This is a genomic window from Methylophilus sp., assembly GCF_052173275.1.
Classification (GTDB): domain Bacteria; phylum Pseudomonadota; class Gammaproteobacteria; order Burkholderiales; family Methylophilaceae; genus Methylophilus.
Map to the genome: position 1 here is coordinate 135,827 of NZ_JBQMUL010000001.1, position 18,465 is coordinate 154,291.

The following is an 18,465-nucleotide window of genomic DNA, read 5'->3' on the forward strand; positions in this document are numbered from 1 at the left end:
GTTGAACACCCGTTGGGTTTAAGATTTAACGTCTATCCACTAACTTACGTTTAAGAAGCTCAAACATAGTCATTGGCAGTTCATCAATTTTTGAGATACTGCGTGAGTCTTTGAAGTAATCAGGTAAGGCTACGCCAATACCTAAACCCACAAATTCAACACCCATTTCAGAAACTGATTCAATCACTTGCTTACAAGAGTCAGCGTTATCTGGCTGACCATCAGTAATAACAATACAAAGTAAACGATCATTATCCTGACTAAGCAAATCGTAACTTGCAGTCATGATAGCCTCCGACATAGGGGTGCCACCATTAGGTTTTGCTTTCGTATAACGTACAGATGTACCTGACGCTCTTTCGGCAAATGAAGTAAGTTTTAAAACTTTGTTAGCGAAAGGGAATGCAGATACGGATACCTTCACACCTTTTGCCTGCTCTAGTGCCAATGCAACTGCTAAACCGGAATTCAAAGCTAACTTGTACCTATCACCTGATTGCATTGAACCAGATATATCAATAAGTATTTCGATAGCAGTATTTTGAGTGATAGTGCGGGACAGCTTAGTAAAGATGTCAAAATTACCACTCGCAACCCTGGCAATTCGCTTTGGGTCAATTTTGGAACCGGTATTTGAATGTATTTTCCTTACTTTTGCTTGCGCTTCAAGTAAAGATAAGATTCGCATTCTAGTTGCGTTAGACGAAGCTCTTACTTCGGTTAACAAGTTGGAATCAACGCCAGAATTCAGAGAATCCTGAAGCATTGGAGTAACAGCATTGCGTTGGTTTGCAGGTTGTTGAGCAAGCTCATTCAAATGCTTACTTAGGATGTCTCCCAAGTCAACATCACCTAAATCGTCTTTTCCTTGCAGAATTGAATCGATGTTAGATGCAAGTTTACCGCCAGCACCATCGCCGTTTTGTTGGTTTGTACCTTCACTTTGACTTTGTGGGCCAGGATTAGGGTTTGAGTCATTGCTAGAGTTTTGATCGCTATTAGAGCTATCATCATCGCTTTGACCTTTGCCTTTACCTTGACCTTGTTTGTCTTGGCTATGGTTTGAATCATCGCTAGAGTTTTGATCGCCGTTTTGGTTTTGCTTATCATCTTTGCCATCGTCAGAATCACTAGGATTTGAGTCGGGTTTCTGATTATCAGCTTTACCATCAGGACTATCGCTACTTTTGCTTTGATCGTCACCTTTACCTTGACCTTTTGAGTCATTGCTAGGGTTAGAAGATTGCTCATCATCTTGCTCGGAAGCTTGAGTTTGAGTGTTACTGGAATCGCTGCCTTTACCTTGTGAGTTTTGGCTTTGATTTGCATCAGATTTAGAATCGTCTGCACCAGGCTGTTGAGGGTTTTCCAGATCCTGTTTTTCATCTTCGAGCATGTCAAAGATTTGATCAACAAGTTGGATTACCTGTGACGTATTTTTCAAATCACCGATTGTGTATATCAGTGCATCCAGTTTCGTCTTAGCACCTATAGAGATGCTGTTCACTAGATCTAACTCATAAATCTGAGCCAGTTGGGTTGTAGCCTGTCCAAGTAAGTCTGACCTTAAGACTGTAGATGTATAACCAACAATTAAATTACTTGGAGACAAGCCTGGCTTATAGGTCCAGAACTTGTTTTGAGCAACAAGTAATTCAAGCAAACGCATGAGATTAATCTTACTACCGGGATATCTGGCAGATCGAAGTAACTCAATACGCACATCTTCCAAAACCATGAACAAAGAACGCTTGCTCGAATTTTTTGGAATAGCTACACCAAAATCAGTATAGTTTTCATGCGCAATTTCGTGTGTGAGAAAGCCGTAGGTCAAAATCTTGGCTTCTTCTAGGTTGGGTGGTAATGAAGGAAGATGGATCTCCTTTTTACCTTGTTTGTTAACGCCAATATATGCGGTTGCATAATTGCCGAAAGTCACAGAAATGCCAGCTTCACGCGCGAACGCTTGTGCGACAATCTGTGTTGCGCCTTGTAAGGTGCGAAATGATTCAGAAGTGCTAATAGACATAAAATCTCCAGGAAAAAGAATACTTCCCCTGCATGGGAAGTGTTTTAATGAAAAAACACATCCCAAATGCAGTTGGGAGATTTACGCTATGGCAACGTCAGGTTCAGCTGTGTCAAACACAATTAAACTTGATAGGTCGATACCAGTATCAACATCATTCAAAACAACTACAGGCTCATCATCAAACAAGTCTGATGGGTGAACACTGGAGAACTCTGTTTCGAGTGCGTCTGGTGCATCCTGTACAAATTCATCAGATGATGAACGTTCAGTTTCTTCCTGTACAACAGCAGTAGAAACTACGACTTCAGGTTGAATTACTTCAGGCTGCACAACTTCATCTTTCGGATAATACATATTCACGAATGAAGAAGCTGTCGTTTTACCTTCAAGGAGAGTAGAGCCATAAGCTTTAATTTCCTTGACGCTGCTAAGCATACGAACGATCCAGCATACGGCCATAAAATCATTGCCAGCAATACTGTTATCTGAGGGTAGCTTGTTAAAGAAGGCATCAATCAGTTCGATTATCGGAATAATCTTAGGATCAATTAACTTCAATGCGGATAGCTTTGAGCGAATCTGACGTAGAGGATTTAATCCCTTTGCAGTCATTTCTTCAGCAGCTTTTTCTGTCAATTTCTTGTAGAACGAATTTGCAGATGTGGATACTTCATTGAGGATCTGATTAGTCATGCCTTTTGCTTGCTCAATCAGGTTTAAGTCGAAAGTTTCATCGCCAACCGGGGAGACTCTAAAGACAGAGAAACCAAATTGGAGATTTTCTTCAACATACTCAACGCTATGGCAATGGTCATCAACTAAATGACGCCAATCCTGGTGCTGCGGTTGATCGCCCCATTTGGTAATGTTGGACTCATAGTTCTTAAGGAAATCAGGTTTCAAACTGTAGAAACCATCCTTAATAATTTTGAGTTTAGGCAATACTTCTTTAGCTGATTCAGGAGTCATAGCAAACCCACCTAACAGTCTAGTTCCTACGGCCAGGCATGCTTGTTCAGCAGCTGATCGGGAACTAGCAAATTTGGCGAGTTCTTTGGAGTCGCATGTACGTGCAACTCCTAAAGAAATAAGTGTATCTGGAGGCAGTTTATCTGCAACTTCAGCACCTAAATCTTTTCTGGTCAATTTAGAACGACCAGAGTAGATACGAGTCCCTGCAAGAGACACGATGACAATGTTATCCAACATACGGATATCATCTTTTGACAGTTGATTATTTGTGGACATATTTTTCTCCTAAGAAAAGAATAGGCGCACAAACACCCAGTATCGGGATGAAGTGCACCCGATGGGGTTACATTAAAATTTCACTGAAACAGTGAATCATTGTGCATGGCACGAATGATCTTTGGCCGTTGGCCGTGTATGTTCACAATTGCGTATAGACATACACCGCCATAGGCGGCAGTTGCGTTAAATCATGCTGAAAGCAACGGTATCTGCATCGTTAATCAAGCCATGCTGTAATGCCCAGGCTCGGATATCAGATGTGACTTTTTGATGAGCAGTGTTAACAATGTCATCGGGGATTGGTATATGGGCACCATTGGATAAAAACAATGAACCCTTTTTTGAATCGAGAATGTGAATTTGCATCTTGGCCTCCAGTGTGAATGAACATATCACCGAAGAGGTGGCCCTTTGGTGATATGTCCAAAGGAAGCCAAAATGTAAGAAACATTGGGAAAACAAATCCCAAGTTAATACTGACTTAGCAAGAAAAGCTGAAGAATCAGCTTGAGTTGCCCATTAAATGAAATCAATCAGTTAATGTTAAATTAAAATTTCGCAAGAGCGAATCGGCGTAGCCGTTAGATGTGGTAATAATTGCATAAATAAATCGAGAATGCAACGATTTATAGGTGGGTATGATTAATCACAGACCAAATCTTATCTGCCATCTTGGGACCAACTCCATCGACGGAACGCAATTGCTCAACGGTGGCTGTAAATAATGCAGAAAGTGAGCCAAAATGCTTGATCAGATTTATTGCTGTTTGCGGTCCCACGCCTGGCAAGCCCTGACAAACGAACGCTACTGATGCGCCGAATTCCTTTGGCTTGGCAGATCTTAAGGGAGGGATGTATCCCAGTCCGTGTTCTGCGTGTATGGCAAGCCGATGAATTAATTTAGCAGATTGAAACACGTTTTTTGAAGGAACGATTTTAACTTCGGTTAGTTCTGTAATGTAAGAAATAAAGCCGATTAGAGCATCATCATTGATTGCTGAACGCGTTGAAAACGGATCGCCCTCTATCAGCAAATAGGATTTAGAAAACTCTTCCTTCATCAAAGCAAGCTGACCAAACAAGTGGTTCGACATAATACTGTTTACGAAGTCTGTAGCTTCCTTGCGCTCAATACCTACCCCATTGCCTATAACGTAATCACCAGTGTTTAAGTCAGCTGAGACTAGCGTAACGCCTGGCATTTGTTCAAGGAGAGAATTAATTTTAGACCGGGCTTCACGATAATCGGCGTGGATAGTGACTTTCTTAATTTCTTCTGCCATAAGATTCCCTAGTAAGTAATTATGTAAGAGATTATATACAGACTGATAGGATATTTTGCGGAATGAATTTGGTGAAGCAGAAATGAAAAAAGGACAACAAGATGTCGTCCTTTAGTAAAGCAGTGGAAAATTAGTGAATGGTGTCACTAATTTCGATTGGTAAGGAAGAATCGATGTTAGATAACAAAATCGACTTTTCTTCATCAGGTAAAGCAATAACAACTTGCTCACCGTCTGGAGTAAGGCTACCGACAACATTTAAGCCACCGTAAACCATATCCATACCAGTCTGGTTAGTAATCATTTGATGCTCTTTAATTGCTTGAATCAAAGATGTGAATGATTGAATTTGCATAATGAAGCTCCTTAATTTAGAAAAATGAAGAAGCATCAAACCCGGAGGAAAGATGCCTCGGGGTGCAATTTAAAATAACGCGATAGACTCAACAGGCTTAACAATGAGCTTCTTTTGAGGTTTATAGCGAACAACAGTAGCAGCAGGTAATGTTTCAGGGATTACAAAGTCCGAAAACATCTCGAATTGAGAAATTGTAGCCAGGTGTTTAATGACTTCAATTTTCGCATCGTTACTCAGCTTGCAGTTAGGACCAAGAAGATTATCTAGCTTGCGCTCAGCTTTAGCATCACGTTGCTGTACAACCTTCCATTCAGCGATATATTGACCAATGGAAATTAATTCCTGACCAATTACGCCTTCCTTAACTAACTGTTCACGATAAAGATCGGGATCAACGCCAACTGCTTTACAAGCCAATTGCCATGAAAACGGTACTTGCATACCGTCATAAATTAAATGCCCGTCTTTGTAGATACGTGCTGGCCTGAGAATCCAAGCAAGAACGTCAGCTAAATCAGCTGGTTTAGCTGAAGGTAAATTAAGTGTGTCCATTGCCTCGTTAAAAACTTCGAGATGTAGACGCTCAATAACACCCTCTTCTGTAAAACCATTTAAATCTAGGGTTTCATCAGAGCCAGACAGATTTGAATTTGAAGCTGTTGTCATAAGTTACTCCTTTTTTGAATCAAAAAAGAAGGGACAACTCACCCCATAGGGGTAAGAATGCCCCAGTGGGTTGATAAATTTAAAAAAATTTAAGCTTGCTTAATTGCAGTCCAAATTTTAGCTTTGGACGTTTTTGAACCAGAATTGCCATCATGAACATCGACAGCAGACATTTTGGTCAATGTAACTACATCACCTTTACCGAGTGAAGCATCCTTTAGGGCGCGTTCAAGTCCGGAACCATAAAGCTTGCGTGGACCGTCATCAGTCTCAATATCTACAACATAACTGACAGTGCCAGAGCCGTTGTAAGGTGCAAATCCTAATGAAACGATTTTTCCCGTATAACTAGCTAAAGTTACTTTTTTAGCTGGTGTTTCAGGGATAGCTTTAGGTGTTACAGGTGATTGGAGCTGTTCTGAAGGTTCAGAAACAGGTTGAGATGAATTTAAATAAGCTGAGTAAGCTAATTTAAAGTTTGCAGCCTCTTCGTTGATATTAAAAAGCGGAAGCATTCCAAAAGAAATTCTTTCACGCTTTGAAGTAAAAACAACACGTCTGACTACGTTAGCTTCAACGTAAACGTAAGACATCAAGCGAACCTTGTTGCTGCGAGAACCAAAATCAGTACGAATGATTCTGTCAGCACCAGCCTTCAATTGCTCATAAGAAAGCAAATCAGACTTGTTAGATTGGATTGAGACTTGAGGCTCAACAAAATCGATTTCACCAGAAGATTCCATTTCTGGAATGACTACAGGCTTAACGGACTTGTTGGATTTGAGAAACCTACCGATTAAGGAAAAGATTTCCTTATGGAAGGTTAATACAATAATGATTGAAACAATCAGTAATTTCGTTTGCATATCTAGCTCCTAAAAAAAGGAAGGGGCTAGATAACCCTCAATGGGTCAAATAGCCCCATTGGGTTGAAAAATTAAAATTTCACCAGAAGGTGAAGACTTTTGCGAAGCGCAAGAAGTGAAGTAATCATCATGTATATGTTTCAAATTGTCAACAAATGTTTATGGCATGGAAAATGCTGTGGAGAGGGGTACATATAGACAAACAAAATTAGGAGAAAGCGAATGGCACAGGGTAACGCGGCTGTAAAGCAGGCTACACCTAGAGGTAGCGAAGTGATCGATATCACAAACAAGGGAATTGATAACGTGATTGCGATGCGCGGCACGGTTATGAATAAGCTAGGTCACTTTAGTGATCCGGCGATTGCGAGACTCTTTGCAAACCAGTTCCCGTACATCAACAGTCGGTTATATGTGATTCAGGTATACGCTCCCAATGTAGTGTCCTCTGATACTGTTAGACAGTGTACTGACGTAATTGAAAACCTTCTGATTAAAGACACCAAAAAGGTTAATAATCTAATCGAGCAAATCACTACATTGATTAAAGCAAACATGGGCGGTGTTGGGGAAAAGTCAAACCCTTCAACAATACGATTCATTGTTAACTCGCGCTTATCTAATGTTGTATTCAAATATTTTGAGCTGTGTGACGAATATATTGGCCTTGTCTCATCAGCCTGGATGGATGGATTCATCAGCGATGAAGAAAAGTCTAAGGCACTGGATAAGATCCGGGCAAACGTACACAGCATCACCGCGACTACAAAGATCAATAGTGGTCGCATATTCAATCTAGTACGTGAAGCAAATGCTGCACGTAACAAGCCAGCTCCAGCGCCGGAAATTTCAGCGGCAACACCGTCAGTACAAACCAAAGCAAAACGCGGCCAACAATCAGCAACCGAAAAAGCATTAGTAAAAGGTGTAATTGATGGCAATGCAGAAGCACTTAAGCAAGGGCAGATCGCCGGGGCAGTAGCTGCTACGGATGTTGTAGACGATCTTCCGGTCAGTCTCGATATTGTAGCGGACAGCAACAGCACACTTGTTGAAGCTCAAAAAGAGTTGGCGAGTGCTGATTCATGAATGAGCAAAAGCTACTAGATAAGCTTTACAAGCAAATCCCACAGTTCAAGTGCATTGAAGGATGTTCTGATTGCTGTGGGCCTGTGTTTACTACTAGGACAGAAGCAATCCGACTGGGCATTGAAGTTGGTGAATTAACCAATATCGCAGGGTCTGAAAAGTGTCGGTTCGCTGGTGAGAGTGGATGCACCAGACACGATGACAGACCGCTTATGTGTCGTTTGTTTGGCGCGTCGAATGCTGAACATCTTCAGTGTCCAAAAGGTAGAGGGCCACTTAAAAGGCTTAAAGATAACGAAACAGTACAGCTGATCGGTAAGTACAAAGTATTCGTAATCATGGATGCTGAGAAAGTTAAAAACCAAATACCAAAAAAACAAAATGAGGTGGCTAATGCTGCATGACGTAATTCGTAAAAGAGTTTACGTCAGGGGCATTCTAGTTGGCGAAGTTACTTTTGATGAGTTTGAAGCAATCCGTAACCGGGTTCTTTCAGATAAGGCAGTGATTGCCAGGCAGATAGCTAACTACCTAGGGGCAATGTTTTTTACAACGTTCGATTTTTTAACGTACACATCAGCAATTTGGTGTTGGACAGTTGGCATTATTGCTTTTGGTCAGAATGACTGGTCTGAGTGGATCGTTAACTCCAAAGAGGTTATACATCAGATTAGGACAACATTCGTGTGGTCACTGATGCTTGGCGTGAGTTTAATTCTTGGCCGGATGTGTCTTTTTGGAGTTAAAGGCTACGTGAATGTATTTGAACAAGAAATAAGTGAAGTAGTAAAAAAATTAATTGGCTGCTCTAGCGCAGACAAAGCTTTAATCACTAATTAGCATTGGGAATAGATATGGGTGTTTTCTTTGGAGCAGTTATTGGAGCTATCGTTATGGGAGCGTTCATTATGGGCAAGTTGCCAGCGACATTCGCAGGTTTCATTCTTCTGATCGCCGTTATTCTGCATTGGTCATGGAAGCGTTAAGACGTGATATCCAACCATAAATCAAGGGTTGATGCCTTTGTTGGTCAGATTTCGAGTAGTGAACGGCCAATCGAGGTAGTTGATAACCAATCGTTCGATGCGCAGTTTTCTGTGCTGGTGACGTACCAGGTATTGCCGATCATAACTAAAGTAAAAGATTCGGATATCAAGGGCCAGGTGAAAGAAAGTCTCGAAGGTCGAGAGCAGTTCGACACGTTCATTGCGAATGAAACAAGTGCGTCTAAATTTATTCAGAACATCACAATTGTTTCAAGTAGCCGGGTTAGCAACTTCGGCTCTCTCACAGCTGAAGTTAAAGGTGGTGAAGAGTCTTATGTTACATACAGAGAAGTGTGTAACAGCTGCTCTGGATTAGGGAAAATTGGTTGTAAACAGTGCGGCGGCATGATGGTTGTTGCATGCTCATGTAAAGGTGTTGGTTGTAAAAAATGCAAGCTTCACGGAAAAGTACGTTGCGGTTATTGCGACCATGAGGGCAAGCAGGATTGCCCAGTGTGTTTGAACAAAAAAACTTTCGATGAAGCGCATAAAATCGAACTTAGAATTAAAGCCGTCTATGAGATGGAGTTCAATGAAGCCACTGATGAAAAAGTAAAAAGTATCATCAAATCATTTGGCCGCCCGGAAGATTTGAAGAGTAAAGGTATCGTATACATCAACAGCACAAGTAATCTGTTTATCGATGACGATGGATTAATCAAGGCTAGATATTTCTTATCGTGCCCGGTGAGTATTGTTCACGTAAAGCTGGCTGAGAAAATTGAAGAAGTAATCCTGTACGGTATCACGCAGAGAATCATTGACTTGTCGGGGTTCACTGAAAAGGTTCTGGGAAATGAAGAGGAACGTTTGTTTCAGGTGATTAGTGACACTAACGTTATCGGCGGAAGCTACGATGAGCTAATCGCATGCGTTAATGACTACGCAAGTATCGATATGCATATGAAAATAATCACGGCAAGGAATAACTTGTTCAGAAGGCAAATAAAGCCCACTGCCGAGTTGGTTAGTGAAGAGCTTGAGTATCTTTTGTCAGCTGAATACATAGAGCGATTCTTGAAGAATGTTGAGGGAGCTATCTCATTAGCGGCTGTATGTGTAAAGGCAAGCTACCTGATACCAGCTTTAGCGGCCTTCCCTTTCCTGTATGCGCTGGTGGGAATCTGGCTAGAAGACCCTGTACGGATAATTGTCAGTGTTCTGATTGTGATTGGCGGGTATTTTTACACCTCACTCATGTTCGAAAATATCCTAAAGAAAAACGGCGGCGATGCAATTTTAAAAATGCGCATCCCTACCATTTGATTTTTGCAAGTGTTTAGTGTAATTTAGAGGCACTATTGTGGTTTCCACGAAAGATAAGCCTTCTGGCTTAATTCTTAATTTATTTAACCTATCGGGTGACTTGTTACCCTATAGGGTGATTTGTCACCCTTCTTTTTTTAAGGAGTTGTGATGAATCAAGTTCAAGATAGAAATATCTTTGAAGAAGCGAAACGACTGAGCCTTGTTGATTTTTTAGAGGAACAGTTCAAAGAAACCGGAAGAAAGGTTTCAAAAGGTATCCGCTTCAAATCCTGCCCTGCCTGCGGCACTTCACCAGATCATTTTAGAATTTCTGTTTTAAAAGATTTGAGCTGGAGTTGTTTTTCTTGCGGCAAAGGTGGTTCAATTATTGATGCTGCTAGTTTTATTTGGTGTTGTTCGCCTAAAGATGCAGCTAACTCTCTTCTAGGTATTAGCGATGAAGTTCGTGTTGCTAAAATCAAGGAAAGAGATCCAAACCAAGAACCCGATGTTGATGAAGTTCTATCTTCAGAAATGAAAGGTTCGATATTCAAGAAACTTCGTGAAGCTCTAAGAAGTAAAATTGATCCCAAAACATTGGCTTATCTTCTTGATGAGCGCATGCTTTCTCGTAACACGGTTGATTTAGCCATGGAACGTGGAATGATTGGGATGATGCCTTCTGATCCTAAAAAGTGTCTTGAATTACTTAAGTCTGTTGCTACCCGTGAAGAAATGGAATTAGCTCAGATTTGGAAAAAAGACGCAAAAATGCCTGGTATTGCTTACAGGCCATTAGTTTTCTTTATGCCTGGTGCCTGGTCTGCTGAGTTTAGAATAATTGGTCCTAAGAAATACGAGGATCAATCTAAGTCAGTTAGATATAACGTTTCCAAAAGTCCTTTTATTTGGAGAGCGTCTAACGAAGGCATTATTCAAAATCGTATGTTAGTTACCGAGGGTGCTATTGATTTGCTTTCTGCCGTTGATTTAGGTTGGAAAGAACACATCATGGGCTTACCTGGTACACAAACTTACAAATTGCATGGCTTAGAATGGTTTCATGAAGCAAAACGTGTTCATGATGTCGATCTCTTTGTGATTGGTTTTGATAATGATTTAGGTAGAGCTGATGGCAAGAATCCTGGTCAAACTGCTGCTATTGAACTGGTTGATTCATTAACCGGAGCTGGCTTGCCTTCTTTAAATCATCCGCCAAAAACGGGTGATATTAACGATGCTTTGCGTGCCAAAAAAAGATTGCGACTTGTGGCATGATTTTGTCGCATTCTTTCAAACATGTTCCTGGATTCTTCCAGGCTGTTTGTTAATGTGTGTTTTGAGACTTAATAATTAATTAAGTTGGTCGGAAGATAATTAAGTCCGTCGAAGAATCTCACATCAACAAGCAGAATGAAAAAAAGCCGGGCTTAGCCGGCATCTCTCCCCTACCCTAGCTTTACTTCCGCTTTTCTTTCGACAGCGTGCTGAAATGCAGCTCACGAATCACTTCGACAATCTCTTCATCAGTTGCATTAGGCTTAATAGTCACATATGGCAGTTTTGCATTTTTAAGAATGCTTTTCTTACGGTGTACCACCAGCGAAGTTAGCTTGGATAACATTGAATGCTCAACATCGATAACTGCAATCGGTGTGAGGGTTGTGTTCTGGAATAGAAAAATATCCGCATGCAGGTTGGAAATAGGATTATTTAAGACGTTGATTTTGAACGTGGTGGGCGCTAGGAACGACGAATAGGAAGTATTGAGGCTTGCATCTGTCGTAATCGGTAATAAAGCGGCTATGCGCTTGTAAAGTTTGTAGTGATTAACGTCCATGAAGACTGTTAGAGGCTCAAACTTAGCAATGAGAGAAAAAGACAACTTTGTTTTCTCTGAATTATCATTTTTCTTTGTGCCCAAAACCTTGATCATGAAACCGAAGACAAAAATTACCGCTATAGCAACAATGAAATAGAACGCATAGGATGCAATACGATGTGCTATACCCTTCTCAGCTTCCGGAGCAATTTGCTTATTTGTTTCGATCAGCTTTTCTTTGGCCGTTTGCACAGAGTCTTGCAACTCTTCAATGGTTGTAGTTTTGCGGCGTTTTGAATTGTATCCACCCTCGAATTTTTTAATGTAGGGGTCATCGGCCTGCGCTTCAGATACAAAGCCAGTGAGTTTAGTTGATTCAAGCTGATCTGAACCGTTGTCTATGACGAATTGGATTGATTTTGATTTATGTCCACCGGCATTCTTTAATACTGAAAAAATAAAGTAGTTAAGATCCTGATTAAATTCATGGCCGGAGGTCGCAATCTTTTCACCAGGCTCAACAATTTGCAAAGGCCTAACCAAGACTGAGTGCGGGGTTAGATTCGCGTAATAAGTCATGATGCCGTCTTCATGCATCATGAGGATGTAGTTGCCTAGATTGGTAGTCTTACCGTCATCTGTACCATCGCGGAGGCCTTTTACGTCGAGAATAATTCCACGTCTTGCAGCTAGGATGTCAGTTTGGCGAGGAACGTAGAACTGGATTGCATTAACCAGATCCATTGCAAAGCTTTTATTGGAAGAGTAAATACCGTTATAGGACTTGGCCGAAAGTGGTATGGATGAATTGAAAGGTACTTTGTAAGTTGTAGAGCGCTTTTGTGATGACGATGGCTCTCCAAAGAAAAACTTGTAGTTATATTGAAATGTGGATGGCTTATCCGCCTTGAGGTTGGTTGCAGTCGTTAGCACCATCTGTGTTTTGGCTGGAACCACAATCGCATGATTACCGCCTGAGATAATTGGTTGAAACCTCACGTTCTGGGGATTTGTAACAGTGAGTGAAATACTGACTGGTACCGGCCCCTTGTTGTAGGCAATGATTTTGCGTGCCTGGCGAAAGTCAGCCTGCATTGGCATGGTCTGGATTTCTAGGTAGAACGGGTATTCGCTGAGAACTTCATCTTCGGCAAAGGCGTATAGATTGTTTAAGAGAAGAACTAAGGAAAAAAGCAGTGCGTATATAGATTTGGTCATAGCAATCGAAGAGTAATAAGTTTATTAACCTCGAATATGCAATTAAAGTGCCAAGAACTTGGCGCAGAGAACTAGATTGGGTAGCGAGTGGTCAGGTTGCTCAATAATGTAGTAACGGCATTGAGCATGGAAGATACTAGCCTGTTTTGAATATTGAGCTTTTTGTTTGCGTAAATCACATATTCTGGTTTTGTTATGTTGTGAATATAGGCGAGAAAGACGGTTGAGCTTTCCAATGTAAATACGCTGGTCTTGTTCTGAATCAAATTGTTATTGAATAAAGTTTCATGAAAAACGGATGCTGATGTTGAGGATGATTCAGAGGGGATGATCAGCGATATATCTGATTCATCGATCTTGTGAATTTCAAGCTCATTAAAAAAGCCTGTTGCGTCGAGCTTAGTATAGACAATAGATAAAACATCATTAAAAGGCTGGTGGTTTTGATTTACGAAATTAGTAACAAACAAACCGACCAGCTCTTCAATGAGATTGATTCCCGTGGCAGATAGGGATTGGTCCTGCGGTGTCATTCTGGTGCCTTCTTATTTAACTTCTCGAACTGATCGATAGTGTGGTGTGCAGTCGAATAAGGAATAGACAGCTTTTTGGCTATTTGCCGAAGGGTTAAATGTGGGCTGGCCTGCATTGCTTTCATTAGACGGTTATACCTTTTTGTCTGAACTTTATTTGGTTTAAATGCTATTTGTTGATCAGGTATTTCAGGTGTTTCAAGTGCAGACTTTTCTAATGCTGCTTCTTTGATTTGAGCATCAATATGATTTACTCTCATCACTGAAGATAGCATATCAGAAGTTATGTGTGGTTGTGTAATGTCAACTTCATTAATGACATACAACATCATTACTTTGTGCAAAGCATTTTGAAGCTCGCGGATGTTACCGGGCCATTTGTACTGTGTAATGAATTTTATTCCACTATCTGCAAAAGATAGATCAGGTAAATCGTAAACTGGAGTAAATTTGGTTAGAAAGTCCTGGGCGATAAGTGGGATGTCTTCAGCTCTATCGCGCAGCGATGGTATGTGAAATTCATGGGTTTTGATGCGGTGGTAAAGGTCAGCACGGAAAGTACCCTCTTCAACCATCTTTTCCAGGTCTTTATTGGTTGCACATAAGATGATGCCTTTGAATGGCTTTGTAACGTTGGAGCCGATTGGCCTGAAAGAACGTTGCTGTATAGGGACGAGAAGCCGGGCTTGTAGGTCGAGGCTAAGTTCACCGATTTCATCTAAGAATAAAATTCCATCTCCGATATCTTCAAGTAGGCCTACCCTGTCTTTTTTGGAATCAGCGCCTGTGTAAGACCCTTTTGTTGCACCGAACAATTCAACAGCAATCAATTCTGATGTTAATTGTGTTGAATCGAGAGGCATATATTTTTTGCCTGGTAATAACGATTTGAAGTATTTCGCTAGTTCGGACTTACCAGCGCCGGTTTCGCCAGCTATATAAACGACTGGGGTAGCTGTGTCGCCACCCTTTTCTTGAGCCTTTTGGAATACTTCAGCTAATGACGCAATGTGATTCTTAACTTTGGTCATGCTTGGTGAGTTGCCGATGAAATTAGGCTTGTCCAGATCCATTTGCTGGTCAATGACCTTGGCTACCTCGCGTTTAATTTCAGGTGCCGGTGCCAGCTTGCGCGCTTCAGCTTCTTTGTGGACTTGATTAACCAGGTCATCCATTTTGTAAGGCTTTTGGAGGTAGCTTTTGATTTTCCCCTGTTTGATCATCTCAAATAGTTCAGTCACCTTTGCATTAGACTCGCTTGTAGTCAGGATAATTGATGGTGGTAGCTTGTCACCTTTGTTAAGGAAACTGTCGATACTTTTGAGTGAAGAGCCATCAGGGAGATTGACATCCAATACGATGATGTCTGGATTGAATCGTGATGTTAATTCAATGCCATAAGTGATTGTTTCGGCAATTTGAACCTCATATCCAGCACGCTCTACCCTCTTAAGGGCAACATCTGCTAAATCCACTTCGTCTTCAACGATAAGGACTATGGGTTTTTCTTTATTGAACTCACTGATATTTTGCATGTATTAAACCTGTTTTGGGATAATAAACTTAACGTTGGCACCAGGAACGCCATTGTCATTATTTGCGAAGTTGATTGAAAGGGCTGGCTTGTGGAGCATTGCAACGTTGCGTGCAAATGCTACACCAATACCATGTCCAGCTCGTTTTGTGGTTTTGGTATCACCGTCGAAGAAGTTCTTTGACAGGCCGATACCATTATCAATCACTGTGATGATGTGAGAGTCACCATCATCGGTATAAGTAATGTCAATACTGCCATCAACACGTTTTACGGCATCAGCTGCATTAGTTACGATACAGGCAATACTCTGCTCTACTAATTCTTTATCAATGTTAGCTAGTGCGGCATGTGGGATATCTGCTACGGTCAGTTTAATTTTCTTTTTCTTGATCAGATGATTTGAGAAATTGATGGCAGTAATTAGTGTTTGGTCAAGCCTGGTTGTCTGCTGATTCAAGCTGGTTTGCTTGAAGAGGAATAGCAGATTTCTAAGCCACCTTACCAGGCCGTCACATATATTATCAATGTCTTGCAACTGACCTTTGGAGTCTGGATCGGTAAAGAAGTTGTACTGAAGCTCTTCAGAGATGGATTTGATACTTGAGATTGGGCCAATGATGTTGTGGGCTGCCACAGGGACCATTTCGAGTCTTTCTTGAAGCATACGCATGCCCTGCTCTTTGACCTGCATTTCCATATAGCCCATAGCGATGGTACTCAAATCGTTTTGCAGCAATGCCAGCTCTGTAACCATGTAAGAAGATGGCTGGTAATCAGTTGAAATGTATTTTTTGTTTTGAATGTCACGGATAGTGTTAGAGATATTGCTAATGGGTTTCAGGATGTTGTTGTTTGCTGATCTGTTAAACATGAAAATAATGGATAAGGTCAGAACAGTCTGAACACCTACCAATAGAAGAAAATTGGTGAACGTGTAATCAGTGTTATCCGATATGTCAGCGATTGCCGCAACCATCGCTGTCGCTTTTTCATTAATTGGCTTTGTATAGTGTGTCTCTATATAAGATAGCTGTTCACGAATTTCAACTAGATCAAACTTTGAGTGGTCCCTAAAGTGGATAACTGCACCGTCAATGAGTTGGTTTAATGATTGAACGTAATCGTGGATTTCAGGGTAATGGCGATACCTGGAAGACAGCATAATTTTTGCCAGCTGCTTACGTGTATTTTCAATTGCATTTAACTCGTACTGATACTGGTCATGAGATTCTGCATCCTTTAAGGTCAAGATGTCAGAATACTCATGAGACAGGTTTATGTAATGCATCTTGTAGTTATCTACTACTTGAGAAAGCAATTGGCCTTGTTCATATTTTTGAGTCGTTTCATGCAGAGCATAGAACTCAAAAAGCATGGCCGCCACAAAAATAAACAGAACGATGACATTCATTCTCTGATAACGAGAGATTAACTTGCTAAGTGATTGCTGCATGTACTACTTCACGTTTATAAATGAGGACATATGTTTGATGAATTTCTCGCGGTCATCGCCTTGAAATTCAACTTCAAGTGTAAGACGGCCAGTGCCCCAATCTTTCATGTACCCTACCTGGTTGTTTCCAAGTGATAGGGTGTGCTTTCTCGATGAGCTGCGTGGTTTTCTATCCTGCTTTTTAGCATGCCTCTCAATGAACTGAGATATATCTATGCTGACTTCAGAATCAAATAGCATTTTGACCAGCTCTAGGATGAATGCTTCATCTTCGGACTGTTCATGATATTTGTTTAATTCATAAAGAGAGCGCAGGCTGAATTTCGCAGGATCTTCTTTAATGATTTCCAGACAGGATGTAGGAAGCTTCAATGCTGACAGTGTTTTGGAGATGTTACCTTTAGAAATGTGAATTGCATTTGCAAGGTCGTCGTAAGAACTGAACACGCCCTGCTCCAGCAGCTTACTCCAGGCCACTGCGTTGTCGTAGGTAGTCTGAGGTGTACGCTCATTGTTAGTAACAAATGACTGAATATACATTTGTGCATCAGTCATAGGCGTGCGGTCAACGATTACACGCGCTTGAGTTTGATTCAGGAATTGAATAGCACGTTTTCTATAGTGGCCGTCAATCATTATATAGGCACCATCAATCTGAGGATGGGGAATAGCCTTGATTGGCACAATCTGTTTTGACGCTGAAATTGATGCAGCTTTATCTTTGATTACTTCAGGATCATAGAAGGAACGTGCGTTGTAAGGGTTGTCGTATAACAATTCAAGGTCAACCAACAGCAAGTCGGAATTCTCATCAACTACCGTTTCAGCCGGTTTAGTTTTATTTGGTGCTGGCTTTAAAGGCTGAGTAGATGATGGTTTATCTTTATTTGGCTCAGCGGTAGCGGCTGGAGTGGCCTTCTTACCATGAGTTGCACTTGTTTTTGCTGGAGTAGGTTTAGCTTCCAGTGCAGGCTTGGGTGTTTCAGCTAGAGGATTTACTTCAATAGCAGGCGTAGTTGCTGGCTGTTGTTCAGCAACGACAGGCTTAGTGTCTGGCAATTCAACTTTATGCACTGTGTTAGAAGGTTCTACCGGAGGTTTGGCTTCACCTGTATTCTTCATTGCAGTTGCGAATTTGCCCATGACTTGTTGTAGAGCTTGTTCGTTTGCCACTTTTTTTCCACTCATTTATTTCCCCTTACTTTAAAAGCTTTTGAACTTCAGTTGCAAGTCCAGTTACTTCCATTTGAGCTTTCTTTTGGCCTGGTAGTGAATGTACTGTTGAACCTGTTAAATAGGATTCTGGGTAGGCATTTCTTTGCACTAATTGGCTTCTAAAAAAACTAACGTTATCCACACTATCCAACATATTGATTGTTTGTCCGTGTAGGTTGATATTTGGTTGAATCATCACTGGAAGAAGCTTTACGAGCAAAGTGTCATTGTCAGCTTTTATCTCTGAAGCTACCTCAAGAATTCGCAATGTAGGCTGAATATCAGTTGGGTTTGGCTTAAATGGAATAATCATAAGATCTGCAACGTTAAGCACCTTTTTGGCACCAGCGTTTGTATCGCTTGGAGGGCAGTCAAATATGAGGAAATCATGTTCCTGGGTTTCGACTATTGAGCCTACTTTATGCAAAAAGGAATCGTCTTCAGGATTCATTTGAATGACTTTGGCTGGAAAAGCACCCTTTGAATTGTCATACCAGTCAGTAGCAGATGCTTGTGGATCGATATCAATTACAAGCACTTTCTTTTTCAGACCTAAAGTTCCAGCTAATTGCATCGTAGTAGTCGTTTTACCACAACCGCCCTTTTGATTATAAACAGCAATAATTTTTGCAACCATTTAAATTGTCTCCTTAATTTTCACAAATTCTATTTTCTAACAAGCTTATATGTCAAATCATTATTTGAATATTTTTTGACAAATGTACTGATTGAGCTTGCCTGTCAAATAAAAACCGTCAGTAGTTTCACGCGTGAAACACATGAATTGAGCTAGACAAAGGAAACAAAAGGCAGTGAATAGAATGCTAATAAAATGGCATAAACAGCAT

18 protein-coding genes are annotated in these 18,465 nt (G+C 41.0%); 5 read left to right on the plus strand and 13 right to left on the minus strand.

Annotated elements, in window-relative coordinates:
* Nucleotides 1-25: 25 nt before the first annotated feature.
* From ACTS9Y_RS00915 to ACTS9Y_RS00945, 7 genes are all read right to left on the minus strand, one after another.
* A complete protein-coding gene (locus tag ACTS9Y_RS00915; RefSeq protein WP_442584145.1) occupies nt 26-2,029 on the minus strand; it encodes a hypothetical protein in 2,004 nt (667 codons plus the stop codon).
* Nucleotides 2,030-2,110: 81 nt separating this feature from the next.
* Nucleotides 2,111-3,280 (minus strand): DUF3150 domain-containing protein, encoded by a 1,170-nt coding sequence (locus tag ACTS9Y_RS00920; RefSeq protein WP_442584146.1) that lies wholly within the window; start codon nt 3,278-3,280, stop codon nt 2,111-2,113.
* Between the two features lie 186 nt (nt 3,281-3,466).
* A complete protein-coding gene (locus ACTS9Y_RS00925) occupies nt 3,467-3,649 on the minus strand; it encodes a hypothetical protein (protein ID WP_442584147.1) in 183 nt (60 codons plus the stop codon).
* 260 nt (nt 3,650-3,909) lie between these two features.
* Nucleotides 3,910-4,566 (minus strand): ERCC4 domain-containing protein, encoded by a 657-nt coding sequence (locus ACTS9Y_RS00930; protein ID WP_442584148.1) that lies wholly within the window; start codon nt 4,564-4,566, stop codon nt 3,910-3,912.
* 130 nt (nt 4,567-4,696) lie between these two features.
* A complete protein-coding gene (locus ACTS9Y_RS00935; protein ID WP_442584149.1) occupies nt 4,697-4,921 on the minus strand; it encodes a hypothetical protein in 225 nt (74 codons plus the stop codon).
* Nucleotides 4,922-4,990: 69 nt separating this feature from the next.
* The gene (locus tag ACTS9Y_RS00940) at nt 4,991-5,590 is read right to left on the minus strand and encodes a hypothetical protein (protein ID WP_442584150.1); all 600 of its coding nucleotides are present in this window, start codon (nt 5,588-5,590) and stop codon (nt 4,991-4,993) included.
* Between the two features lie 89 nt (nt 5,591-5,679).
* The gene (locus ACTS9Y_RS00945) at nt 5,680-6,456 is read right to left on the minus strand and encodes a hypothetical protein (protein ID WP_442584151.1); all 777 of its coding nucleotides are present in this window, start codon (nt 6,454-6,456) and stop codon (nt 5,680-5,682) included.
* A gap of 222 nt (nt 6,457-6,678) precedes the next feature.
* Between ACTS9Y_RS00945 and ACTS9Y_RS00950 the strand changes: the two genes are divergently transcribed.
* The 5 genes from ACTS9Y_RS00950 (at nt 6,679) to ACTS9Y_RS00970 (ending at nt 11,117) form a co-directional block, all read left to right on the plus strand.
* Entirely contained in the window at nt 6,679-7,545 is an 867-nt protein-coding gene (locus ACTS9Y_RS00950) for a hypothetical protein (RefSeq protein ID WP_442584152.1), read from the plus strand.
* Nucleotides 7,542-7,949 carry a YkgJ family cysteine cluster protein gene (locus tag ACTS9Y_RS00955; RefSeq protein ID WP_442584153.1) on the plus strand — a complete coding sequence of 136 codons (408 nt, stop codon included), beginning with the start codon at nt 7,542-7,544 and terminating at the stop codon, nt 7,947-7,949. Before ACTS9Y_RS00950 ends, ACTS9Y_RS00955 begins: the two co-directional genes overlap by 4 nt.
* Nucleotides 7,939-8,385 (plus strand): hypothetical protein, encoded by a 447-nt coding sequence (locus ACTS9Y_RS00960; RefSeq protein ID WP_442584154.1) that lies wholly within the window; start codon nt 7,939-7,941, stop codon nt 8,383-8,385. Before ACTS9Y_RS00955 ends, ACTS9Y_RS00960 begins: the two co-directional genes overlap by 11 nt.
* 149 nt (nt 8,386-8,534) lie before the next feature.
* Nucleotides 8,535-9,857 carry a hypothetical protein gene (locus ACTS9Y_RS00965; protein WP_442584155.1) on the plus strand — a complete coding sequence of 441 codons (1,323 nt, stop codon included), beginning with the start codon at nt 8,535-8,537 and terminating at the stop codon, nt 9,855-9,857.
* Nucleotides 9,858-10,007: 150 nt separating this feature from the next.
* Nucleotides 10,008-11,117: a toprim domain-containing protein gene (locus ACTS9Y_RS00970; protein WP_442584156.1), complete on the plus strand. Its 1,110-nt coding sequence runs from the start codon at nt 10,008-10,010 to the stop codon at nt 11,115-11,117.
* Nucleotides 11,118-11,298: 181 nt separating this feature from the next.
* On the opposite strand, the gene ACTS9Y_RS00975 is transcribed toward ACTS9Y_RS00970, so the two are convergent.
* From ACTS9Y_RS00975 to ACTS9Y_RS01000, 6 genes are all read right to left on the minus strand, one after another.
* The gene (locus ACTS9Y_RS00975) at nt 11,299-12,879 is read right to left on the minus strand and encodes a M23 family metallopeptidase (protein ID WP_442584157.1); all 1,581 of its coding nucleotides are present in this window, start codon (nt 12,877-12,879) and stop codon (nt 11,299-11,301) included.
* Between the two features lie 71 nt (nt 12,880-12,950).
* A complete protein-coding gene (locus ACTS9Y_RS00980) occupies nt 12,951-13,412 on the minus strand; it encodes a hypothetical protein (protein ID WP_442584158.1) in 462 nt (153 codons plus the stop codon).
* Complete coding sequence (locus ACTS9Y_RS00985) at nt 13,409-14,947, minus strand: sigma-54-dependent transcriptional regulator (RefSeq protein ID WP_442584159.1); 1,539 nt, start codon at nt 14,945-14,947, stop codon at nt 13,409-13,411. Before ACTS9Y_RS00985 ends, ACTS9Y_RS00980 begins: the two co-directional genes overlap by 4 nt.
* A gap of 3 nt (nt 14,948-14,950) precedes the next feature.
* On the minus strand, nt 14,951-16,402 hold the full coding sequence (locus tag ACTS9Y_RS00990; RefSeq protein WP_442584160.1) for a sensor histidine kinase: 1,452 nt from the start codon (nt 16,400-16,402) through the stop codon (nt 14,951-14,953).
* A gap of 3 nt (nt 16,403-16,405) precedes the next feature.
* Complete coding sequence (locus tag ACTS9Y_RS00995; protein WP_442584161.1) at nt 16,406-17,590, minus strand: ParB/RepB/Spo0J family partition protein; 1,185 nt, start codon at nt 17,588-17,590, stop codon at nt 16,406-16,408.
* Nucleotides 17,591-17,600: 10 nt separating this feature from the next.
* Entirely contained in the window at nt 17,601-18,254 is a 654-nt protein-coding gene (locus ACTS9Y_RS01000; protein WP_442584162.1) for an AAA family ATPase, read from the minus strand.
* Nucleotides 18,255-18,465 lie beyond the last annotated feature (211 nt).